We start from the raw sequence: 4754 nt of genomic DNA, 5'->3' as shown, positions 1-4754 counted from the left end.
TCCTTAAATTAATGATATTAAATAATACATTATTTCACCGCAACGATCTAATCACAACTGTTTAACATTATAACTAGGTAAAATTAATAAAATTTGCTTAAATGAAAATAACCGATAATGGATAAACTGGATGTATTGGACATATTTACGTGAACATTACAATTCGGGCAAATTTCCCAGATTATCACGGGTTTCCGGATTGGCATCGGTTCGCAGGAATTTTTCATTTCCAACCGTTACAATACCGACATCACCGCCCTTTTCCCATTTCCCATCCTCACCTTTGTATTCGGTGATAAAAACCAGGTTCTCATTGTCAATGGCATTAATGATATCAGCCCTTGACCGTATATCCGGACCGATCAGTTCGGCCCCGATATGTCGCCAGCACTTGAATGCAACGATATGTGAACGTTCATTATTGTATCTTACTTCGGTAATTACGTAATCCACCCATTTATTCATCATAAAATACTCCATAAATATAACGATCTTTAACAATATATTAACTACGTGAAACGATCAAATCACGAAATTATCAAATTTTTGTTAGGAGAAATAACATTTGCGCCATTAAACTGAATGGACAATAATAAACAGATTTTAATATATATTTGAAATAATTCATTAAATCGAATTTCAGATATAGAATCCATTCCGATACGAATAACCTTTTTATCCGCAATAAAGGGAATGGGACAAATTTTAATTCGTTTAAAAAATTATTTGCAAAAGGGAATTTTACACGTATAGTAACAGAAGCATCCGGCGAATAACGCCTTGATGCGGTTGAATAAGATGCTACAACATCTTACCCAACCTAATCATCACAGACCAAGTTTTGAACGGAATCTGCAATGACTGATTTGAATTTATATCACACTGTTAGCCCTTTCGCTATCACCAAAAATAAATTTTATTCAGAAACCAACCCTCTCATTCTGCGGTTTACTGCACATTTGGGGAACAGGTCCGTTTGTTCGCTGGATGCCGCATTTATTTAATTTCCATTAAATTATTAAGGAGAACCAACGAATGAATTTATCCGTATATTTAGCATTTCCATCAGGATTCACGTAAGTGGCCGTTCCCTTGCTTAATTGTTTTTAAAATACAAAAATTTTATTTCCCCCGGTTTCATGACCCTGAAGAAGCCATTTTCTACCGGGGGAATATATGAGATTTTTCAATGATTTTCAGGTTATTTCCGTATTTTTATAAACAGTGTTATTTTCATTCATGCAAATGTTGTATTGACCAGAATTTTGTCTCCGGATTTTTCCCTTTTCATACAATCTCTTTTTTGGGTATTTTTTTGATAAATCCGACATGATCCTGTCACTGGATAAAATTGAAAATCTGGATATCAGTTCCCATCATTTTTCAATAAAATCTTGTGGTATAAAAGAGCCTGTTATTTTTCGATTCCGAAATATTTATTATTGTTTCAAAAACGATCAATTTTTTTTGAAATTTTGCCATTTTATAAAAAAAAACCTTTGTTTTCCAAGCGTTATCTCTTTTATTTTACTAAATTTTATAGGAAAATCATAGGTATCAATATTGACGCAATCGGTCATAAATTGTATAAAAGTCATGTGATTTCATATATTAGCTCATAGTAGTTGGTATTTCATTGTTTGAGTTCAAATTTATAGGCTGATTTTTTCATCGAGAAATTTCTTATAACTGAATTCATTAATAACCTTTTGTGAAATATCTTTTATTACGTTGATATTTATTTTAAGCACTTTTTTGCCCAGGCATTTTATTATTATTTGCCTGGGATTTTTTTAAATTTCGATATTCAATCCGCTTTGTCCCAAAACCACATTCCATTGATCCCTACGGTTGATCAGCCCCTGGGCATGAACAAGATAATGGATACTCCAGCCAAACAAATCAGCATTCCCAGAATATCCCACCGATCCGGTCGTGTATTTTCAACAATCCATAACCAGAACAGGGAACATAAAATATAAATTCCACCATATACAGCATAGGCACGCCCCGCCAGATCAACCTCCACCAACGTCAGCATCAGGGCAAAAAATACCAAACTGACCATTCCAGGTACGAGCCACAAGGGCGACTTCCCCAAACGTGCCCATACCCAAAAAGAAAAGCAACCGGCAATCTCGGCAAAGGCCGCAATACAATAAAAAAACAGGGATTTCATAAAATTATCCTACTCCTGAGGAATGTCAATCAGAAGTTTTTCCATATAAATTGCATCCTGACCATAGGTCATCAATTTACTCTGCAACTTTTCGGAGGGAACAATTGCCCCAAATCCCTGTTTCTGCCAAAAACGGAAGGAATCCTGAATGGAAACAAGGGATGCATGACGGTATTTTTTCTTATGAGCAATATTCATGAATTGCCGCACCAAAATACTTCCAACTCCCAGCCCTCTTGATTCTGGATGAACGGCCAAATCATGCAGATAAAGGCAATCCGCCCCTCCTGCCAAATCGCAAGTTTCGCTATCCAGGGCGGGAGGTTCACCCGACATGACGGGAATGGCCAGCAAATACCCCCTGACCATGTCCCGCTCTTTCACCACAAAACAGGTATCAGGACTGGCAATGATTTTTGAAGCCATAGAAAGCCGTGATTCAGGCTCAATCGCATAATAACATAACATTTGAATGGCCATTATCTGATCAAGATTAGCCAATTGAGCGGCATGAATTTTCATTATGCAGATTTCTTTCCTTTATTGTCTCATCATTCCCATCATCTGACTTTAACCCAATATTCAAAAATCATCAAAGTGAACATTGAAACATTAATTATGAAGGTTGCAAAGATGAATCCGGATCACATCCCAAACCAACAGTTTGTCTGTAGGGATGTAATCCCTCGATCTACTGATGATTGTCGTGGATATTCTGGGCAACTTTTTCGGCAATCTTTATCCCGTCAATGGCCGCAGACATGATACCGCCCGCATATCCAGCCCCCTCTCCCGCAGGATAAAGTCCGGAAGTATTGACACTTTGCCCATCATCCATTCTTGGAATACGAACTGGCGAGGATGTTCGCGTTTCCACACCGGTCATTACAGCATCAGCAAAATTGAATCCGGACAATTTACGATTAAATGCAGGTAATGCCTCCCGTATTCCATTGATAACAAATGAAGGCAATATCTCCGCAAGATCATCGGGTTTCACCCCCGGTTTATAAGAGGGAACAACCGAACCCAATGTCTGGGTTACCCTTCCAAGCAAAAAATCCTCCACCCGCTGAACCGGTGCTTTGTAATTCGCACCCCCCAGCTGAAAAGCTTTCCGCTCCAGATTTCTCTGGAAGGCAATACCCGCCAGGGGATGGCCTGCATAGTCCCGTTCCGGCTGAACACCCACCACGATTGCAGCATTGGCATTTCTTTCCGCCCTGGAATACTGGCTCATTCCGTTTGTCACTATTCCCCCCTCTTCCGAGGCCGCCGCAATCACCGTCCCCCCCCGGACACATACAAAAGGAATAAACCCCCCGCTTGTCTGCATCATGATGCACCAATTTATAATCGGCCGCCCCCAACAGCTGATGTCCCGCCTGTGAACCAAAACGGGCCTTATCAATCAGGATTTGTGGATGCTCAATTCTGACACCAACAGAAAAAGGTTTTGCCTGAATCTCCACGCCATCTTCATAAAGGGCATGCATCATCTCCCGCGCACTGTGTCCAGTCGCAAGAATAATATGATTTGTCTGAATTTCCTGCCCATCCGCCAATCGAACCCCGACAATCTGGCGATTTTTATTCATCAAAATATTTTGTACATAAGTATTAAACCGGTACTGACCACCAAAGGATTCAATTTCCTGACGAATTTTCTCAACCATACTGACCAACCGAAACGTACCAATATGAGGTTTGGATACGTAAAGAATTTCCTCAGGCGCACCTGCCCTGACAAATTCTGTCAACACCTTGTGACCATAATGATACGGATCACTGATCTGCGTATGAAGTTTGCCATCGGAAAAGGTTCCCGCACCTCCCTCTCCATATTGGACATTGCTGTCAGGGTTGAATTTTGACTGACGCCAAAATGCAAAAGTGTCGACCGTTCTTTCCCTGACCGGTTTCCCACGTTCAAGAATCAAAGGACGCAAACCCATCTGTGCCAGTAACAACCCCGCCATAAACCCGCAAGGCCCCGCACCAATAACGACGGGACGAACATAGCTGGCCTGACTAGCAATTTTTTCACCAGTCTGCCGGGACATCACGAACTGATACCGAACCTCTGGTGTTTTTGATAAATTGCGATCCAGGGAATGATTGCGTAAAAATTCCTCTTCATTATCAATGGAACAGTCAATGGTATACACCAGTTGAATGTCCCCCCGTCGGCGCGCATCATATCCCCGCCTTATTACCTGATACTCGCTGGGAAATTGTTTTAGACGATTATACAAGGCCTGTTTCAAATCTGCTTCATCATGATCCAAGGGCAGTTTCACTTCTGTAACTCTAACCATCTTTAAAACCAGATTTTCTTTTCATCCTAATTGTTCTTATCCTCTTAAATCCCTGATTGCAGAATATCGCTGTTTATATCCTGAACAATCCCTAAAAGACAATCATTAAAATAGGATTCAAATACCCATATTCAATATAATTTCCACAGATTGACCAAAACAGGTAAATGTCCAATCAAAGACACAAAGTCCTCATCCACACTTTACATCAAACATTATGTCATATTGTATCGAAATATTAATGCTGGCCATCATAT

3 protein-coding genes and 1 pseudogene are annotated in these 4754 nt (G+C 40.0%); all 4 read right to left on the bottom strand.

The window, feature by feature from the left end:
- Positions 1-156: 156 nt before the first annotated feature.
- The 4 genes and pseudogenes from U0839_RS08465 to U0839_RS08450 all read right to left on the bottom strand — a co-directional run bounded on the left by U0839_RS08465 (position 157) and on the right by U0839_RS08450 (position 4497).
- The gene (locus U0839_RS08465) at positions 157-468 is read right to left on the bottom strand and encodes a DUF3892 domain-containing protein (RefSeq protein ID WP_162988538.1); all 312 of its coding nucleotides are present in this window, start codon (positions 466-468) and stop codon (positions 157-159) included.
- Between the two features lie 1387 nt (positions 469-1855).
- Positions 1856-2179 carry a YnfA family protein gene (locus U0839_RS08460; RefSeq protein WP_155565020.1) on the bottom strand — a complete coding sequence of 108 codons (324 nt, stop codon included), beginning with the start codon at positions 2177-2179 and terminating at the stop codon, positions 1856-1858.
- 9 nt (positions 2180-2188) lie between these two features.
- A complete protein-coding gene (locus U0839_RS08455; protein ID WP_155565019.1) occupies positions 2189-2701 on the bottom strand; it encodes a GNAT family N-acetyltransferase in 513 nt (170 codons plus the stop codon).
- A 169-nt stretch (positions 2702-2870) separates the two neighbouring features.
- Positions 2871-4497, bottom strand: a pseudogene (locus tag U0839_RS08450) (NAD(P)/FAD-dependent oxidoreductase).
- Positions 4498-4754 lie beyond the last annotated feature (257 nt).

The sequence above is a fragment of the Commensalibacter sp. A3DC genome (assembly GCF_047307945.1).
GTDB classification, from domain to species: domain Bacteria; phylum Pseudomonadota; class Alphaproteobacteria; order Acetobacterales; family Acetobacteraceae; genus Commensalibacter; species Commensalibacter melissae.
Note: the sequence above shows the minus strand (reverse complement) of the source record. Positions and strands in the feature narration are given on the sequence as shown.